General features: G+C 35.0%; 16 protein-coding genes. 8 read left to right on the top strand and 8 right to left on the bottom strand.

The annotated features are described in order from the left end of the window. Positions 1-14: 14 nt before the first annotated feature. The 3 genes from ACZ2G0_RS09050 to ACZ2G0_RS09040 are packed head-to-tail and all read left to right on the top strand — an operon-like array spanning position 15 to position 2294. Positions 15-1268, top strand: coding sequence for a dihydroorotase (locus tag ACZ2G0_RS09050; protein ID WP_470307349.1), 1254 nt, complete (start codon positions 15-17; stop codon positions 1266-1268). A 2-nt stretch (positions 1269-1270) separates the two neighbouring features. Beyond that, a complete protein-coding gene (locus tag ACZ2G0_RS09045) occupies positions 1271-1600 on the top strand; it encodes a hypothetical protein (protein ID WP_300286403.1) in 330 nt (109 codons plus the stop codon). 43 nt (positions 1601-1643) lie between these two features. Beyond that, positions 1644-2294 carry an alpha/beta hydrolase gene (locus ACZ2G0_RS09040; RefSeq protein ID WP_470307348.1) on the top strand — a complete coding sequence of 217 codons (651 nt, stop codon included), beginning with the start codon at positions 1644-1646 and terminating at the stop codon, positions 2292-2294. 35 nt (positions 2295-2329) lie between these two features. On the opposite strand, the gene ACZ2G0_RS09035 is transcribed toward ACZ2G0_RS09040, so the two are convergent. Both ACZ2G0_RS09035 and ACZ2G0_RS09030 read right to left on the bottom strand, forming a co-directional pair. After that, positions 2330-2830: a hypothetical protein gene (locus ACZ2G0_RS09035; RefSeq protein ID WP_470307347.1), complete on the bottom strand. Its 501-nt coding sequence runs from the start codon at positions 2828-2830 to the stop codon at positions 2330-2332. A 10-nt stretch (positions 2831-2840) separates the two neighbouring features. Continuing rightward, on the bottom strand, positions 2841-3605 hold the full coding sequence (locus ACZ2G0_RS09030) for an MBL fold metallo-hydrolase (RefSeq protein ID WP_470307346.1): 765 nt from the start codon (positions 3603-3605) through the stop codon (positions 2841-2843). 95 nt (positions 3606-3700) lie between these two features. On the opposite strand from ACZ2G0_RS09030, the gene ACZ2G0_RS09025 reads away from it, so the two are divergent. From ACZ2G0_RS09025 to ACZ2G0_RS09015, 3 genes are read left to right on the top strand one after another with little or no spacing between them, the layout of a single operon-like run. Then, positions 3701-5161, top strand: coding sequence for a TonB-dependent receptor (locus tag ACZ2G0_RS09025; protein ID WP_470307345.1), 1461 nt, complete (start codon positions 3701-3703; stop codon positions 5159-5161). Between the two features lie 44 nt (positions 5162-5205). Next, complete coding sequence (locus tag ACZ2G0_RS09020; RefSeq protein WP_470307344.1) at positions 5206-6171, top strand: hypothetical protein; 966 nt, start codon at positions 5206-5208, stop codon at positions 6169-6171. After that, positions 6168-6794: a hypothetical protein gene (locus tag ACZ2G0_RS09015; RefSeq protein ID WP_470307343.1), complete on the top strand. Its 627-nt coding sequence runs from the start codon at positions 6168-6170 to the stop codon at positions 6792-6794. Before ACZ2G0_RS09020 ends, ACZ2G0_RS09015 begins: the two co-directional genes overlap by 4 nt. A 69-nt stretch (positions 6795-6863) precedes the next feature. On the opposite strand, the gene bcp is transcribed toward ACZ2G0_RS09015, so the two are convergent. Further along, a complete protein-coding gene (bcp, locus tag ACZ2G0_RS09010; protein WP_470307342.1) occupies positions 6864-7316 on the bottom strand; it encodes a thioredoxin-dependent thiol peroxidase in 453 nt (150 codons plus the stop codon). Between the two features lie 41 nt (positions 7317-7357). Between bcp and ACZ2G0_RS09005 the strand changes: the two genes are divergently transcribed. Then, on the top strand, positions 7358-7519 hold the full coding sequence (locus tag ACZ2G0_RS09005) for a hypothetical protein (protein ID WP_470307341.1): 162 nt from the start codon (positions 7358-7360) through the stop codon (positions 7517-7519). A 40-nt stretch (positions 7520-7559) separates the two neighbouring features. Beyond that, positions 7560-8210: an endonuclease III domain-containing protein gene (locus ACZ2G0_RS09000; protein ID WP_470307340.1), complete on the top strand. Its 651-nt coding sequence runs from the start codon at positions 7560-7562 to the stop codon at positions 8208-8210. A 51-nt stretch (positions 8211-8261) separates the two neighbouring features. Here the strand turns inward: ACZ2G0_RS09000 and ACZ2G0_RS08995 are convergent, their stop codons facing one another. The 5 genes from ACZ2G0_RS08995 to ACZ2G0_RS08975 form a co-directional block, all read right to left on the bottom strand. After that, complete coding sequence (locus tag ACZ2G0_RS08995; protein ID WP_300287618.1) at positions 8262-8405, bottom strand: hypothetical protein; 144 nt, start codon at positions 8403-8405, stop codon at positions 8262-8264. Positions 8406-8455: 50 nt separating this feature from the next. Continuing rightward, complete coding sequence (locus tag ACZ2G0_RS08990; protein WP_470307339.1) at positions 8456-9043, bottom strand: RNA polymerase sigma factor; 588 nt, start codon at positions 9041-9043, stop codon at positions 8456-8458. Between the two features lie 234 nt (positions 9044-9277). Beyond that, entirely contained in the window at positions 9278-10033 is a 756-nt protein-coding gene (locus ACZ2G0_RS08985) for a glycoside hydrolase family 16 protein (RefSeq protein ID WP_470307338.1), read from the bottom strand. A gap of 3 nt (positions 10034-10036) precedes the next feature. Continuing rightward, on the bottom strand, positions 10037-12343 hold the full coding sequence (gene bglX / locus ACZ2G0_RS08980) for a beta-glucosidase BglX (protein ID WP_470307337.1): 2307 nt from the start codon (positions 12341-12343) through the stop codon (positions 10037-10039). A 55-nt stretch (positions 12344-12398) separates the two neighbouring features. Beyond that, a complete protein-coding gene (locus tag ACZ2G0_RS08975; RefSeq protein WP_470307336.1) occupies positions 12399-14033 on the bottom strand; it encodes a family 16 glycosylhydrolase in 1635 nt (544 codons plus the stop codon). Between the last annotated feature and the right edge of the window lie 44 nt (positions 14034-14077).

The raw sequence follows: 14077 nt of genomic DNA, 5'->3' as shown, positions 1-14077 counted from the left end.
ATAGCAGCTATCTTATGAAATTAATCCTCCGAAGCGCAAAAATTATAGATTCTAAAAGTCCCTTTCACAATTCAATAGTCGACCTACTTATAAACGATGGTATTATTGATACAATTGCTACTTCAATTACAAATAATGAAAATATAAAAGAACTAAAATTGGACAACCTCCATGTTTCTGAGGGTTGGTTTGACAGTAGTGTTTCACTTGGAGAACCTGGCTTTGAAGATAGAGAAACGATTGCTAACGGACTAGTTGTAGCTGCCAAAAGCGGTTTTACTGCCATTGCATTACAACCTAACTCCTACCCTGTAATTGATAATCAAGCACAAGTAAATTTTGTAAGCAATAAAGCTAACGGGTACGCAACCCAACTATATCCAATAGGATCGTTGACAAAGGAAGCAGCCGGTTTGGATATGGCTGAACTGTACGATATGAAAAATGCAGGTGCCATTGCTTTTGGAGATTATAACAAAAGCATCGAAAATGCCAATCTTTTAAAAATCGCACTTCAATACGTACAAGATTTCGATAGTCTTGTAATTGCTTTTCCACAAGATGAAAAAATTAAAGGACAAGGTGTGGCTAACGAGGGAATCGTTTCGACAAGTTTGGGGTTAAAGGGAATTCCAAACCTTGCCGAAGAGTTACAAATTGCTCGTAATTTATTCCTACTCGAATACACCGGTGGAAAACTACATATTCCTACTATTTCTACCGCCAAAAGCGTCGCTTTAATTAGAGAAGCGAAAGCGAAAGGCTTAGCAGTTAGTTGTAGTGTTTCCGTGCACCATCTTGTATTAACTGATGAAAAACTAGAAGGTTTTGATACCCGCTTTAAAGTGGCTCCACCCTTACGAACAGAAGCAGACAGACAAGCGCTTCTTGCAGGTGTACTGGATCATACGATAGACCTTATAACTTCAGATCACAACCCAATTGATATCGAGCACAAGAAAATGGAATTTGATATGGCCAAAAATGGAACTGTTGGTCTAGAAAGCGCATTTGGTGCTTTAATGACGGTTTTACCTCTGGAAACTATTGTTGAAAAATTTACAGCTGGAAAAACACTATTTCAAATCGAAAGAGCAAGTATTAATATAGGAGAAAAAGCAAACATAACTTTATTTACTCCTGAGGGTGATGGTGTTTTCACAAAAGCAGCAATCCTTTCCAAATCTAAAAATTCCGCATTTTTAGGACAAAAAACAAGGGGAAAAGTATACGGTATAATTAATCAAGGCAAAATAACTTTAGCATAATAATGGATAAAAAAACAATTGACGAAGGAAAAACAGCAGCGATAACCTGTTATATTTTAGGAATAGGTGTATTTATAGCCATGTCAATGAATGCCGAGGACAAAAATAAATTTGCTTCTTTTCACATCCGACAGGGACTTGGAATTACAATTACATTTGTTTCTTTGGGACTAATTATTAGTAATTTCGACAGCTTGATGATCTCAGCACCTATGTGGATATTTATAATGATTTTATGGTCGTACGGCATTTTTAGTGCTATTAACGGATCAACCCAACCTATGCCTATCTTAGGGAAGTATTTTCAAAAATGGCTTTCAAGTATCGGATAATCAAACATCCTAGTAAATCACAATTCTATTTCAAATAAATTAAATGAGCAATTTAGCATTCGAATACCAAATTAGAGAACCAAAAATAAAGTTAGAAAAAAATCCGCTGCTACTTTTACTCCACGGATACGGTAGTAATGAAGCCGATTTATTTTCGTTTGCAGACGAATTACCTGATGACTATTATGTAATATCTGCGAGAGCTCCATATGACCTACAATATGGGAGCTATGCTTGGTATGCTATTAACTTTGATGCCAACCAAAATAAATTTTCAGATAACGAGCAAGCCGCACAATCAAGAGATGCCATCGTAGGGTTTATTGATGAATTAATTGCGCAATATCCTATTGATGCAGCGAATGTTAACTTAATTGGTTTCAGCCAAGGATCTATTTTGAGTCTAGCAGTAGCGTTATCTTATCCTCAAAAAGTCAATAAAGTAATTGGTTTAAGTGGCTATTTAAATGAAGACATCTTAAAAGAAAACTATCGTACAAATGATTTTTCTAGACTTAAAATCTTTACTTCACATGGCACAGTTGATCAGGTGATTCCTGTTGATTGGGCAAAGAAAACACAGCCATTTTTAGCACAAATTGGCATTCAATCAGTATATAAAGAATATCCGATAGGACATGGCATATCGCCGCAAGTTTTTTATGACTTTAAAAACTGGCTGGCAAACGAATAAAAAAAAGGGTTCCAAATTTTTTTGGAACCCTTTTTTTATTTTTGGTAAAGTAACGATTGGTTAACTTCAAAAGTGATGGTTTCGTCATCATTTACGAAATATTTGAGCAGCACTTCACCCCAATATTCTCCATCGCTAAAATCAGCAATAATCCAACGGTGATTTAATACTTTCACCTTATTGATGATAAATTTGTTGGTACCAATTTGATCTTGGCCTACATACGGATTCCCTTTTGGGTTTGAATTCAAATCCAATAATTTTTCTGTTACAAACGGAATTAGTTTTTCGTACTGAATAACTTTTTTACTATTTCCCGATTCAAAATAATTTTGAGCATTTTCATTTTTCTCTAACGAGAAATAATTAGCATCGTTCAATTTTGTTCTAACAGATGCCAAACTATCTTTTAATCTTTTAGTGGTCTTATCAAATAAGTTCTGCTCAAATTCAACTTGTTTGCTTAAAAACATATAGGTAAAAACATTCATAAGCGCTACTAAAATAAAGGCATACAGGAAAAACGATTTTTTCATTGTGGTTGTGTTATAAAGTAATTTCTAAATTATCAAAGGCAAGGAAAACATTTGGAGGCAACTGCTTTTGCACGGCATCATGAAAACCTAAAAGATGACTTATATGCGTCAAATAGGCTTTTTTTGGTTTAACCAATGCTATAAAATCCAAAGCTTCCTCTAAATTAAAATGTGTATTATGTGGCTCTTCTCTCAGCGCATTCACTACTAAAACATCCAAGCCCATTAGCTTATTTGTTTCTTCAGCGTCAATAGTTTTAACATCCGTAAGATAAGCGAAATCATCAATTCGATACCCAAAAACCTGAAGATCTCCATGCATCACATTGATAGGAATAGCTATTTTATCGCCCACAGCAAAAGGTTGATTATTTACCACCTCAATTGTTTTTACCGATGGAGCACCAGGATATTTGTTGACAGTTTCGAAGATATATCCAAAACGCTGATGCAAATTATCTATAACTCTAGAGTGTGCATATACCGGAATTTCACCTTGTCGAAAATTAAAAGGTCGAATATCATCAAGACCCGCTGTGTGATCAGCATGCTCATGCGTAAATAAAATACCATCAACTCTATCGCAGTTAGAAGCTAACATTTGCTGCCTAAAATCGGGTCCACAGTCAACTACAAAGGTATTATTAGGCCAAGAAATCATTATGGAAACACGTAGCCGTTTGTCTTTAGTATTAGAACTTAAACAAACTGGATGCGTACTCCCAATGATGGGAATACCTTGCGATGTACCAGTACCTAAAAAATATACCTTCACTACAATTTAATTTTTTTACAAAAATAGGATTAATTCTCTTTCATTAGAAACCTAATTAATTAACTTTGTAACATATTACCCATATTTAAAGAAAAATGGATACTGAAATAAAATTAAAAGGTGACAAAGTCATCAATCAAATACCTTCGATCAAAGATAAAGCACTCCGTATCAATCTAAATGATAACATTTACGGAACATTTGCTGAAATTGGTGCTGGGCAAGAAACGGTGAGGCATTTTTTTAGATCAGGTGGTTCCTCAGGAACGATTGCTAAAGCAATGTCAGCTTATGACAAAGACTTTAGTGATTCTATTTATGGAATCGAAGAAGACGGCCGTTATGTTACTGAAAGTCGTTTGAAGAAAATGATTACCATGGAAGGTAAATTAATAGAACAACGTTTAAGCAGAGAAAAACATCCAAATAAAATGTTTTTTAGTTACGCCAATACTGTTGCAACTATTGATTTTGCTAAACAATTTAAAGGACACGGTTGGGTTGGAATTCGTTACCAAATTGAACCCGACGAAGATTATAATGAAATTATATTGCACATTCGCTTTAAGGAAACTGATGCTCGTTTACAACAAGAAACATTAGGTATTCTAGGCGTTAACTTAATATACGGTGCTTACTACAAGTACAATGATCCTAAACGTTTGTTGCGTTATTTATACGATCACTTAGATAAGGATCAACTCGAAATTGATACGATTAACTTCTCAGGTCCTCGATTTGCTGATGTAGACAACCGATTGATGAGTTTGCAATTAGTAAAAAACGGTATGACCGATGCGGTAATGTTTGATCCTAACGGAAAAAACATCCTTCCTGCTGCCATTTTGTACAAAAAAAATATCCTAGCCTTGAGAGGAAGTTTCCGTCCTGTAACTAAGGTAAATATGGACATGTATAAAAAGTCACTTGAAATGTTCCTTGAGGAAAGTAAGGTAGAAAAAGAAAACACGCTTGTTGTGTTTGAAATTACTCTTTCTAATTTACGATCTGATGGTGAAATTGACGAGCGCGACTTTATGGATAGAGCGGAATTGCTATGTTCCTTAGGGCAAACGGTAATGATCTCTAACTTTCAAGAATATTACAAAGTAGTTGAATATTTCTCTAATTATACTAAAGCCCGAATGGGATTAGCCATGGGAGTTAACAACCTAGTAGATATATTTGACGAGAAGTACTACCGCCATTTGAGTGGAGGAATTCTAGAGGCCTTCGGAAAACTATTTTTTAGAGATATGAAGGTATTCTTATATCCTATGTTAGATGAAAATGGAGAAATCATCAATTCTGAAAATTTAAAGGTACACCCTCGAATGAAAGAATTGTACAAGTTCTTTAAATTCAATGGAAAAGTAACTGATATCACTGATTATGATCGTGAGACTCTTGAAGTCTTTTCACGTGAAGTATTAAAAATGATTAATGAAGGTAGACCGGGATGGGAACCTATGTTACCCGCAGGTATTGCTGAGATTATCAAGGAGCATTACCTTTTTGGTTACGATCCAAATAAACAATTAGAAGCGATCAATTGATCAAAAAAATAAAATAAATAATAGAATAGAGATTAAGTAACTATATGACTTGGCATATTTTAGGAGCTGTAAGTCTGTTTTTTACAATTGCAAAAACAGACAGACTAGTAAGTAATAATTCAGAATTAATTTCAACAAATAAAACTCACTTAGTATCAAACAATACCAAAATAACCACATCTAATATTAGTCTAAAAGATACGCCTTCGAAATTTCATTTTGATAAAAAAGAGTCTAGTCATGAGCTAAAATTCATAAAAGACACCATTTATAAAAGTGAAGTTCCTCTTGCGGATCTAAATACCAATATCAATTTACCTAAAAGAATTGATATCATCACCTATAGGATTTATCATAACGGAACCATCGTGAAATATATTCCTAGAGTAATTGCGAAAGGAAATAAAAAAAAATACAAATACGAATATTTTCCTAAAACTGGAAAATCTATTGATTTAGGAACTTATAACGTTCAAAAAACGATTGCCTATAAAGGGAAACCGGACGAATATGTCAATTTGATTAACTTAGAAACTGTTCCTAAGTACTTCAAGAAAAATGAATACCAATACCATTTTAATATTGATTCTAGAAGATCGTTTGTAAACGAAAAAACATTAGCTAGCTTTTTTGGCGCCATGCTTGATGTCAATTATTTAGATATAAGTTGCAATGGCTTTAGTCACGAGGATGGCTCTTCTAAACCAAGTCGAAGTCATATTAATGGGAATAATGGTGATTTTAAATATTTAAGAGCTACCAAGGAACTACGATGTGGGCCAGGAACAAGCTTAAATATTAGTAAGGCTGCTGATTCATTAGATTATTCAAGACAGAATAAATGGAATGATGCCTTGTACAAATTTGGTTGGAAAGAAATGCTTGGTTGGACCTATACTATCAAACGCAAGACGAATAAACTACATCACATAGATCATAAAACAGCTAATCATTACCATCATTTACATGTTCAAAAATACGAACCGGATTTTAAAGAAATAAAGCAATGAAAAAAATTACATTTTTAATCCTAGTACTTTTTGTTTGCGCCTGTAAAAAGAAAGAAAGCAATACTGCAATACCAGCACCACCAAAGATGCAATCTTTGCCTGCAACTAATTTTATTTACAGTTCAAAGTCACTGGAAAAGCACATAAAGTTTAATTCAGAGCTTAGCGAATATGAACTAGTTCAGCTAGAAAACCCGCAGTCATTTAGTACTACTGAACTTAATTTTCCTGTTAAAGAAAATGAATTTGAATATAATAAATCAAAAGATTTTAAGTTTTATACGCCCTTTACTTTTGAAAAAGATAAAATTGCATACAAGGTTATCGCTTACTATTCCTATGGTGAAAATGATACCAAAGTACTAAATGTACAACTAAATAGTTATTCTGGTGGAAAACCAATCGATGCTTTATTACTGGACTGTAGGTTTGTTTTTGAAACCGAATACTATCGTGAATTCTCAATTAAAGAAGATGGAACGATACTGATTAAAAAAGTTACTATTAATGGTTTGAATTATGACGATGATGGGACTATAATTGGTACGAAAGCAGTAAAAGATACCACTACAGAAAACTTAAATTACAAATTAAACAGTACCGGAAGTTTTACAAAAATATAAGTCGTTTGCAAACTAAGCACAAAAAAAAAGTTCTAAAATTATTTAGAACTTTTTTTTGTTTGGACGCTACTACTTTAAAATTTGCGCAGCGTGCTCTTTAGTCTTCACTTTATCGATAACCTCCTCTATAATTCCGTTTTCGTCGATTACAAAGGTTGTTCTATGGATGCCCTCATATTCCTTTCCCATGAACTTTTTAGGTCCCCATACACCAAATGCTTCAATTACAGCTCTATCTTCATCGGCTAGTAAAGGAAAGGGGAAGCTGTATTTTTCTTTAAATTTAGCTTGTTTACTTGCAGCATCCGCACTTACTCCTAAAAGGGCATAATTATTAGCCTCGAATCGCTCAAAATTATCTCTTAAATCACAAGCTTCGGCAGTACAACCCGGTGTACTTGCTTTAGGATAGAAGAAAACTACTAGTTTTTTTCCTTTATAATCGGCTAAGCTATGGGAATTACCGTCTTGATCTAATGCTGAAAATGCAGGAGCTTTGTCCCCTTTTTTTAATGTTGTCATAATAATGTATTTTGATATCAGGTTTGTTGTAATTGATTTTAATGTTCGGACTAGTTCCGCCCCAGATGGTCGTGGAAAGCCCGGAGGTAAAAAACTATTTTTTTCTTGGCGAAAAAGAGCGACCAGAGGAAGCTCCTTTTTTGACTTTAGAAAAAAAGTTTTTTAAGGAGGACTTGCAACAGACAGCTGGATTAGGCGCTTGATAAAAATTATAGTATTTTTACAAGATATAAATTTACGAAAATGACAAAGCAAGAACGGGTAACGTTTGTTATAAATACGTTAAAAGAATTGTATCCAACGATCCCAATTCCGTTAGACCATAAAGATCCTTATACGCTTTTAATTGCTGTTTTGCTGTCCGCACAATGTACAGATGTGCGTGTGAATCAGATTACACCTTTGCTTTTTGCCAAGGCAGATAATCCGTATGATATGGTTAAAATGTCGGTTGAAGAAATTAAGGAGATTATACGTCCTTGTGGATTATCTCCTATGAAATCGAAAGGAATTCATGGATTATCCCATATTTTAATTGATAAACATGGCGGAAAAGTGCCTGAAAGTTTTGAGTATTTAGAGGAGCTTCCTGCCGTGGGACATAAAACTGCGAGTGTGGTGATGTCTCAAGCTTTTGGAGTGCCGGCCTTTCCTGTAGACACGCATATTCACCGCTTAATGTACCGATGGAATTTAACAAATGGTAAAAATGTAGTTCAAACAGAGAAAGATGCCAAACGCCTTTTTCCTGAGGAAATTTGGAATGATTTGCATTTACAAATAATTTGGTACGGCCGAGAATACTCTCCGGCGCGAGGCTGGGATATTGAAAAGGATATCATTACCAAAACGATTGGTAGAAAATCAGTACTTGCAACTGCTACCAAAAAATAAACTTCCCTAAAACATATAATTTTAGGGAAGTTTAGATTGGATTAGCAACACCTAGTTTGCCATAATTTCGATATTTAGATTACCCACTTTGGCAATCGATAGCGCTTTAGAATAGTTGAGTAAAAAAGAAACTATTTCTTTTTTAGGTTTCATTGACTTAGGAGCCAATGCATTCTTAGAGTAAATTTTTGCCATGTTCTAACTATTTTGTTTTTATATTGAACGCAGCATATTCTAAAATAGTATCAATTGGTTAAAACAATTTGATGTTTGTCAATAACTTTTCTCAAATTCATTAAGGCGTAGCGCATACGTCCTAAGGATGTATTGATGCTAACCCCAGTGATTTCAGCGATTTCCTTGAAACTCATGTCTTGGTACATGCGCATGATTAAAACTTCTTTTTGATCCTGAGGAAGTTCTTCGATTAGCCGTTTAATATCACTTTCTACTTGATCGGATATAATTTTACCCTCGATTGTTGGTGAGTCATCTGACATTATTGAAAAAATAGAAAACTCCTCAGTTTCTCTAAACAAAGGCATTTTTTTATTTTTCCTGAAATGATCAATGATTAAATTGTGCGCTATTCGCATCACCCAAGGAAGAAATTTACCTTCTTCGTTGTATGACTTAGATTTTAGCGTTTTGATTACTTTTATGAAAGTGTCTTGAAAAATATCGTTGGAAGTGTCTCTATCGGCAATCTTCGAATAAATGAAACCATATATTCTAGACTCATGCCTTTTGATCAAAACAGATAACGCTTCTTCGTTACCAGCTATATAATCTTGCACCAATAAAGCATCTGGGGTTTGTATATTAGCTGTCATAGTAATACTTTTTAGTATAATTTAAATTTGGGGTAATTTTCTAAAAAGTAGTTTTTTACTATAGGCTAATATAATTTTTTGATTGTTTAATAGTCAAATTTAATAAAATATTTATTTTAAACAACATTTAACACCAATAAAAAAATATTTTTTGCATTTTAACGTTTCAAAAAATATTTTTTAAGGTAATACATTGTTATACATCGTGCTAACTCTCCGTTCCACTTCTATACATTATTGATACACTTTGACATAGTCAATTAAAAACTCCTGTGGAAAGATTGTATCGTCAACCTCAGGGCCACCAAAATTACCTCCGATAGCTACATTTATCAAGATAAAAAAAGGCTTATCATATGGCCAAGTATTCTCATTTTTCACCGTTGGGTTAAACGAATATACTAATTTATGATCCACGAAAAAATCGATTTTATCTTTAGTCCAATCAATAGCATACAAATGAAAACCCTGATCTATGCCCTCAAATTTCGTTTTTTTAGTATTAATAGTATTACCATGGCTATCTTGGGTATGCAAGGAAGTGAATATAGTACTAGGCTCTTTACCTACGTATTCTAAAATATCAATTTCACCACATTTAGGCCAACCTACTTGATCAATATTTGCTCCTAGCATCCAAAAAGCGGGCCAAATTCCTTGACCACGCGGTATTTTAGCTCTCGCCTCTATATAGCCATAAGTGAATTCCTTTTTGCCCTTGGTATTCATTCTCGTAGCTGCATATTTTCCCTCCTTATTAGAAGCAACAATTATTAAATTGCCATCAACCAAATGATGGTTTTCCTTGGAATACAATTGTCTTTCATTATTACCCCAGCCACAGTTAGGACAACCATCACCAACTTCTAAATTCCAATCTTTCGCGTTTAATTCCTTTCCACTGAACTGCTCTTCCCATACCAATTTTTTACCTTTGGGTTGAGCTATAGCTAGCGTGCTAAACAACAGTATTACTATTTGTTTTTTCATTATTTAGTCATTTCGATAACTGAACCTTTTTTCAAGCGTAGTATCAGAGTTAGTACCAACAAAGACTTTAAAATCGCCCTCCTCAGACTCCCATTTACGATTTGCTGTAAAAAATTCAATTGTTTTTTTATTAATTTTAAAAAGTACATCCTTAGATTGCCCAGGTTGTAACTCGATCATTTCAAAACCTTTAAGCTCTTTAACTGGACGGGTTACTGATGCTATTTCATCTCTAATATACAGCTGTACCACTTCCTTACCAGCATACTTACCTGTGTTTTTAACATTAACTGATACCTCAATTTCATCAGTCGTATTGAAAGTATCACGGTTTAGTTTAAGATTAGAATACTCAAATTTAGTATAACTCAATCCAAAACCAAAAGGATAAACAGCTGTGTTTTTTTCGTCAGTATAATGAGACCAGAAAACACTTTCGGGTTCATTCATTATTGGTCGACCTGTATTTTTATAGTTATAGTAAAGAGGCAATTGGCCCACGCTTCTAGGAAAAGTCATTGGTAATTTTCCGCTTGGATTGTAATCCCCGTATAAAACTTGTGCAATTGCATTTCCGCTTTGTGTTCCTAATTGCCAGCCTTCAACTATTGCAGGAATAGTATCCGCTGCCCACGGAATCGTTAACGGTCGTCCGTTGTTAAGTACCAAAACTATATTTTTATTTACTTTGTAAATTGTTTCTAATAATTCTTGTTGTACACCTGGCAAACCAATTTCTGCCCTACTTCGTCCTTCCCCAGATTGTAAACCATGTTCCCCTAATGACATAATTACTACATCAGCCCCTTTAGCGGCTGCAATTGCTTCTGCAAAACCTGACTTATCAGTTGTATTAATTTTAGTTTCCCAAACAAACTGTGTTCTTCCTGTCACGACATCTGCACCTTTAACATAGGAGATTTGGTTTCCTTTGTACTGCTGCAGCCCTTCTAATAGTGAAACAGCAGAATTGTCATCGGCAGCGATTCGCCAGCTTCCTAGCGGACTTGTTTTATCATTTGCTAAAGCTCCGATTACTACAATTTTTTGACCTGATTTTTTTAAAGGAAGTAATTGGTTTTCATTTTTCAAGAGAACAATTGATTTCTTAGCCATATCTAAGACACCTTCTTGGAAAGCTGCTTTACCTACCGTTTCTTTTTCGTAGTTTTCATCACAATATAAATAAGGATTATCAAATAGTCCCAATTCAAATTTAACTTTCAAAATTCGTCTTGCAGCATCATCAATAAGAGCTTCTTTGACTTTACCTTCTTTAACCAAAGCTACCAAGTGATCCACATAAGCACTTGATTCCATATCCATATCAGAGCCTGCATTCATAGCAATTTCAGCGGCCTGCTTACTATCTTTTGCATAACCATGTGCTATCATTTCATTAATAGAACCCCAATCAGAGACTACAAATCCATCAAATTTCCATTCACCTTTCAATATTTGTCTCTGCAAATACGAATTACCCGTTGCTGGTATTCCGTTCAATTCGTTGAAAGAATTCATAAAAGTTCGCACCCCTGCATCAGCAGCAGCCTTAAAAGGAGGAAAAATGATATTTTGAAGCGTCGATTCACTAACATCGACTGTATTATAATCTCTACCTGATTCAGCAAAAGCATAACCTGCAAAATGTTTAGCACATGCTAAAATGGTATTTCTAGCTTTTAAATCATCTCCTTGAAATCCTTGTACCCGAGCTGCTGCGATGAGACTTCCTAAATAAGGATCCTCTCCAGCACCTTCCATTACGCGGCCCCAACGTGCATCACGAGCCACATCCACCATTGGAGCAAACGTCCAATTGAGACCAACCGACGCCGCTTCCTCAGCAGCTATTTTTGCTGATTTTTTAATAGCAATCAAGTCCCAGCTAGCCGCCTCTGCTAAAGGTATAGGACTAATCGTTTTGTATCCATGTATTACGTCAAATCCAAAAAGTAAAGGTATACCCAAGCGTGTTTCTTCAACAGCGATCTTTTGCAAAGCTTTAACATCCTTTACTCCTTTAACATTCAACATCGAACCCACCAAACCTTTTTTCAAGTCGTCATATTTCTTTGCTGCCTGTCCTTCCTTGGGAGTGGGTCCTGTTATTTCCCAAAAACCGTTGTATTGATTCAGCTGTCCAATTTTTTCCTCCAAGGTCATTAATTTGATCACAGAGTCCACTCGAGTTTCTATTTTATTTTGCACTACCAACATTTGCTGTGGCTGTACTACTTTTTGACTACAGCTAAAGATAATTAGTGCAACAAAAAGAAAAGAAAAACACTTTATAATTTTCATCTTCATTTATTTAAATGTAAAGGTCGAAATTACTTTCGACCTTTATTTATGATTTAATTGGTTATTGATAAACCCTAACATAATCAATCTCCATTGAAGATTGTGTAAAGGCAGGATCAATAGCACCTCCAAAGTTTCCTCCCATTGCTACATTAAGAATTAAAAAGAAATCCTTATTAAATGGCAACGAAGCTGTATTGGCTACTGTATGAAAAAGTACATCATCAACATATATCTTTACAGAAGCTGGTGTCCATATGGTTTTATAAACATGAAACTGAGAAGCTGCATTAGTTACTGTTGTAGAATTACTATTTCCGTTTCCTCCTGAATTACCAGGATAATGTAGCGTACCATAAACGGTAGTAGGTTGACTTCCTTTGAATTCCATAATATCAATTTCACCACAAGCTGGCCAAGTATTCGTAGCATAGTTCTCTCCCAGCATCCAGATAGCAGGCCATGTACCCGCACCGGTTGTTAGTTTAGCCCTAACTTCAACCTTCCCGTAGGTAAATTCAAATTTATTCTCTGATTTTAGTCTTGCAGAAGTATAGCTTGAGCCTACTTTCTTAGCGGTTATTTTTAGCGTTCCTCCTGAAACACTAACATTATCAGCTGCAGAAGTATAACTTTGGGACTCATTGTTTCCCCAACCACCAGCACCTAAATCATATCCCCATTTGGTAGGATCCGGAGCACCATCAGTATTAAACTCATCAGAGAATTTCAAAACTGTGTAGTCTGTTGGTGAAGCAGAAGAAGTTGGCGGAGTAGTTGTAAAAATATGATACCAAGCTAAGAAAGGATTACCTGATTGAACAACTCTCACTCTCAAACGATTATCCGTAATAGAAAGTATCTCGTATGAACTTGTTCCTACAAAATAACCCATAAAACCACCATCAGCAATATTTAAAACCGTTCCTCTGGTTTGCGTAGCGGCATCTGGATTTTTACTAACAAATGACTCTGACTTACTTAAAGTTACCGTTTTTAAACCACTGGTGTTTAGATCATAACAAGCATCATCACCTCCACCTTTAAAGGCTCCGTTATAATACGTTTGGCCTTTGTTATCTAATTGGAACTTCATGACATTAGCTACTAACGAAAATGTCATTTCACTTTTATAAAGACAAGTACCTGATTTTTCATTAGGTTGCGCACCGTAGAATGACGGATAATAGTTTTGCGTACCAAAGTTAGCATCTGACCATGCTACGTTTGGACCAACACCCAAGTGACCGGCCTCTGTTTGTGCCCAATACCATTTTTTACTTGATCCTCCTGTTAAAAATTGAACAGCTTGTTCGTCTTTAAAATCGCTAAAAACAGTAACCTCAATTGTTGTATTAGTGGATACACCACCAGCTCCTGACGCTATTACAGTAACGGTATACGTATTAACACCAGGTGTTAAAAAAGTGTTTTCAAATATTCCGCTTGGAGAATTTTGAGAAGTACCATCGTTAAAAATATACTTGTAAGATATCGCGTTAGTCGCCTTACTGGTAAACTTTACCTTTCCAGAACCGTCTCCATTAGGCTTTGCTACCGTTTTTCCAATAATTTCGGCCGTAACCTGTAGACTGGAGGGAGCTGCTAATGATCCAAAACTTAGATTGTCCTCTTGACAATTAATCATAAGTAGAAGGCTAAAAACCGCTACTATTTTTATTAGTATTCTTTTCATCTTTATCTTTTTTTAAAAAAATTAATTCTAATTAATTAATTTGT

This window comes from Flavobacterium sp. KKT103, assembly GCF_055640565.1.
Note: the sequence above shows the minus strand (reverse complement) of the source record. Positions and strands in the feature narration are given on the sequence as shown.